The following is a 3902-nucleotide window of genomic DNA, read 5'->3' as shown; positions in this document are numbered from 1 at the left end:
CGCGGCGAATCGACGGCGTGGGCTCGCTGCGCAGTGAGGTCCGCATGTTGGCCTGGAGGCCGGTCTCGCTGAAGCTCAGCGTCGCCGCTAGGCGTTGGAACGCGAGGCGCACGCGGGGCGTAGTCCGCCTCTTTCCCGAATCGGTCGTCTCGCCTTCGAGCCTTTCGAAGACAGGTAGACGGCCGGCGGCGCCAATGCACGTTGGTTCACCGACTGCCCTGATGCCAACCGCTACCGGCCGCGCCGTTTATGGACGAAGCGTTCATAACCAATAGACCCGGGCGGCCATTCTCAATGGCGCGCCTCGCTCCCACACTTTGGTCACCACATCAACAGCCACAAGCTGGAGCGATGACCAGTCCAGGGATCCAGGTCCAAGGCTGCGAAACGCACCACGCTTAGTGCTCAGGCAGGCGTGCGGGAAGTACCCGGTCGCATCTGCTCCAACACCTGGCCGTTGCCCACCGTACTCAAAGGAGTTTCACCATGACCCAGACCGTAGTCATCACAGGTGCCACATCCGGCATCGGCTATTCCACCGCCCTCGCGTTTGCCAAGACCGGGGCCAACGTTGCGATCTCCGGCCGCCGCGCTCAGCGCGGTGCAGAGGCTGCCGCCGAAATCGAGAAGCTCGGCGGCAAAGCCTGGTTCCTCGAAACCGACGTGCAGAACGCGCAGCAGGTGCGGGCGTTCATCGAGGGCGCGGTCGCGCGCTTCGGCACGCTGGATACCGTGATCACCAATGCCGGCATCGAGCCGCCGCACGTGCTGCCTCTGGCAGATCTGACGGAGGAAGACATCGACGCCGTGCTCGACACCAACCTGCGCGGCACGCTGCTGACGGCCAAGTATGCGATTCCGCATCTTCGCCGCCCAGGCGGTTCCATCATCACCGTCTCCTCACTGTGGGGCCGCCAAGGCGGCGCGCTGCTGCCGGTGTATTCGGCCACCAAGGGTGCGTCGGAATCCCTGGCCCGTGCGCTGGCCGTCGAGTTGGGCGGCGAGGGCATCCGCGTGAACTGCGTCGCCCCAGGTTTCATCAAGACCGAAATGTCGGACCGGTTCACCGAGGGCCGCGACATGCAGCCGTTCTACGAATCGAACGTGCCGCTGCAGCGCATTGGCCAGGCCGACGAGATCGCCGACGCGATGCTGTGGCTGGCCTCGGAGCGTGCCAGCTTCGTCACGGGCCAGACCATCACGGTGGATGGCGGTCAGAACATCAAGATGTCCGTCGCCAACCTGTGACGCGCGATCCCAAGGAGAACCTCATGTCCCAAGAGATCACGTACGTCGTCACGGTGCCGGCCAAGCCGGAGCATTCGGAGGCCGTGGGCCGCGACCTGATGGCGCTGCTGGCCGCAACCCGTGCCGAGCCCGGCTGCATCGACTACAACTTCCTCCGCTCGAACGACAAGTCGTCCACTTGGCTGATCTGCGAGACCTGGCGGTCGCAGGCCGACTTCGAGTCGCACCTGCAGCAGCCGTACTCGCAGGCTTTCCTCGCGGCGCTGCCCGAGCGCATTGAGGGCGAAGTCGTCATCGCGCCGTTCACGACGGTTTCGCCGAGGGCCTGAGGATGAGCAAACTCATCTTCATCACCGGCGTCAGCTCCGGCTTGGGCCGGGCGATGGCCGAGGAAGCCCTGGCGACGGGCCACCGTGTCGTCGGCACGGTGCGCAGCGCGGAGCACGCCCATGCGTTCGAGAGCCTGGCGCCGGGCCGCGCATTCGCGCGGCTGCTGGACGTCACGGCGTTCGACGAGATCGACGCGGCGGTCGCCATGATCGAAAGCGAGATCGGCCCCATCGACGTGCTCGTCAACAACGCGGGCTACGGCCACGAAGGCCTGGTCGAGGAGTCGCCGCTCGAAGAGCTGCGTCGCCAGTTCGAGGTCAACGTCTTTGGCGCCGTCGCAGTGATCAAGGCGGTGCTGCCCTTCATGCGCCAGCGGCGCTCGGGGCGCATCCTCAACATCACGTCGATCGGTGGGCTGCTCGCGTTTCCCGGCCTTGGCTACTACCACGGCAGCAAGTTCGCCCTGGAAGGCATCTCGGAGTCGCTGGCCCACGAGGTCCGAGGCTTTGGCATCTACGTCACCGCGGTGGAGCCTGGTGCCTTCCGCACCGACTGGGCGGGCCGGTCCATGGCCCGCCAGCCGCGAAGCATCGCCGACTACGACACGTTCTTCGACCCGCTGCGCGAAGCCCGTGAGAAGAGAGAGAACGGCAGCCAGCGCGGCGACCCGCGAGCGGCCGGGCGCGCGATGTTGGCCCTGATTGAAGTGGCGAACCCTCCCGTGCATCTGCTCCTCGGCGCGGACGCGCTGCAGTGGGCGAGGGCGCATTTCGACAGCCGCAGCGACGAGATCGAGGCCTGGGCAACGCTCAGTGCATCGACCGATTTCAAGTAACCCATCCATCCAAGGAGATTGACATGTCTACATCTACCAAGAGCTGGCTCATTACCGGTTGTTCGTCGGGCTTCGGCGCGGCACTCGCGGAGGCTGCGCTTGCACGCGGCGATCGCGTCATGCTGACCGCGCGCGACACCAGCAAGCTCGCCGACATCGTCGGCCGCTATCCGGAGACCGCGCGCAGCGCCTACCTCGACGTCACCGATCCGAAGAGCGTCGCCACTGCGATCGCGGCCGCCGAGGAGGCATTCGGCCAGCTCGACGTGTTCGTGAACAACGCCGGCTTCGGCGTGATCGGTGCGGTCGAGGAGGTCTCGCCCGACGAGTACCGCCGCATGTTCGAGACCAACGTGTTCGGCCTGATCGAGGCGACCCGTGTCGCGCTGCCCGCATTGCGTCGCAGCCGTGGCCGCTTCGTGAACCTGTCGTCGGGGTCTGGCATTGCGACCCGCGCCGGCTTCGGCCTGTACAGCGCCAGCAAGTTCGCCGTCGAGGCGGTCTCCGAGGCGCTCGCCCAGGAGGTGAAGTCCTTCGGCGTCGGCGTGTTGATCGTCGAGCCGGGTGCCTTCCGGACGGACTTCCTCGGCCGCTCGATGACGCTTGCCGCCAATCAGCTCCCGATCTATGCCGAGACCGCGGGTGGCATGCGCCGCGTCAGCGAGACGATGTCCGGCAACCAGCCTGACGACCCGGTCAAGGGTGTGCAGGTGATCCTGGCCGCCGTCGACGCCGAAGCGCCTCCGCTGCGGTTGCCACTGGGCCCGGATGCGCACCGCAACATCCAGGCCAAGCTGGACTCGGTTGCTGCCGACATGGCAGCGTGGGCCGACCGGACGACGCAGACCAACTTCGATGCGCCGGAGGCCACGAAATGAGCCAGGCCCGTATCATCCATTTCCACCGCACCGGCGGCCCTGAAGTCCTGCAGATCGATACCGTCGATGTGCCGGCTCCCGGGCCGGGCGAAGCTCGCGTGCGTGCCCGCGCCCTCGGCTTGAATCGCGCCGAGTCGATGTACCGCTCGGGCGCCTACGTCGTCGAGGCAACCTTCCCGGCCAAGATCGGCTACGAGATCGCCGGCGAGGTCGAGTCGATCGGCCCCGGTGTCACCAATGTCGCGGTCGGCGACAAGGTCAGCCTGCTGCCGCTGACGGCGCAGACCGACTATGCCGTGCATGCGGAGTTGGCCGTCGTTCGCGCTGACCTCCTGGTCAAGCACCCCGCCGACCTCGGCTGGGAGGCTGCGGCTGCCGTCTGGATGCAGTACCTGACCGCCTACGGCGCGATGACCGAGATCGCCAAGGTCGGCCCGGGTGACTTCGTCGTGATTCCTGCCGCGTCGAGCAGCGTCGCGCTGGCCGCCATCCAGATCGCAAAGCGCGCCGGCGCGACGACGGTCGCGCTGACCCGTACCAGCGCGAAGAAGGCGCAGATCCTTGAAGCCGGTGCGACCCACGTGATCGCAACGGAGGAAGAGGACCTGGTC

5 protein-coding genes are annotated in these 3902 nt (G+C 66.8%); all 5 read left to right on the top strand.

Translation table 11 applies throughout. From position 1 onward, the window contains the following. Positions 1–486 precede the first annotated feature (486 nt). Positions 487–1248 carry an SDR family NAD(P)-dependent oxidoreductase gene (locus ACXJKR_RS26630; protein WP_457325377.1) on the top strand — a complete coding sequence of 254 codons (762 nt, stop codon included), beginning with the start codon at positions 487–489 and terminating at the stop codon, positions 1246–1248. A 23-nt stretch (positions 1249–1271) separates the two neighbouring features. Next, positions 1272–1577, top strand: coding sequence for a putative quinol monooxygenase (locus ACXJKR_RS26625; protein WP_457325376.1), 306 nt, complete (start codon positions 1272–1274; stop codon positions 1575–1577). Between the two features lie 2 nt (positions 1578–1579). After that, on the top strand, positions 1580–2413 hold the full coding sequence (locus tag ACXJKR_RS26620) for an oxidoreductase (protein ID WP_457325375.1): 834 nt from the start codon (positions 1580–1582) through the stop codon (positions 2411–2413). Between the two features lie 23 nt (positions 2414–2436). Next, a complete protein-coding gene (locus ACXJKR_RS26615; RefSeq protein ID WP_457325374.1) occupies positions 2437–3291 on the top strand; it encodes an oxidoreductase in 855 nt (284 codons plus the stop codon). Continuing rightward, positions 3288–3902: alcohol dehydrogenase catalytic domain-containing protein (locus tag ACXJKR_RS26610; RefSeq protein ID WP_457325373.1), on the top strand; the 615-nt coding region annotated here is incomplete at its 3' end. The genes ACXJKR_RS26615 and ACXJKR_RS26610, both read left to right, overlap by 4 nt.

The sequence above is a fragment of the Roseateles sp. P5_E11 genome, assembly GCF_054049355.1.
This window is presented reverse-complemented; position numbering and strand designations above follow the sequence as displayed.

Bases quoted from the DNA above. Each gene is read 5' to 3' on its own strand.
- ACXJKR_RS26630 (WP_457325377.1), top strand. From the start codon at position 487: ATGACCCAGACCGTAGTCATCACAGGTGCCACATCCGGCATCGGCTAT.
- ACXJKR_RS26625 (WP_457325376.1), top strand. From the start codon at position 1,272: ATGTCCCAAGAGATCACGTACGTCGTCACGGTGCCGGCCAAGCCGGAG.
- ACXJKR_RS26620 (WP_457325375.1), top strand. From the start codon at position 1,580: ATGAGCAAACTCATCTTCATCACCGGCGTCAGCTCCGGCTTGGGCCGG.
- ACXJKR_RS26615 (WP_457325374.1), top strand. From the start codon at position 2,437: ATGTCTACATCTACCAAGAGCTGGCTCATTACCGGTTGTTCGTCGGGC.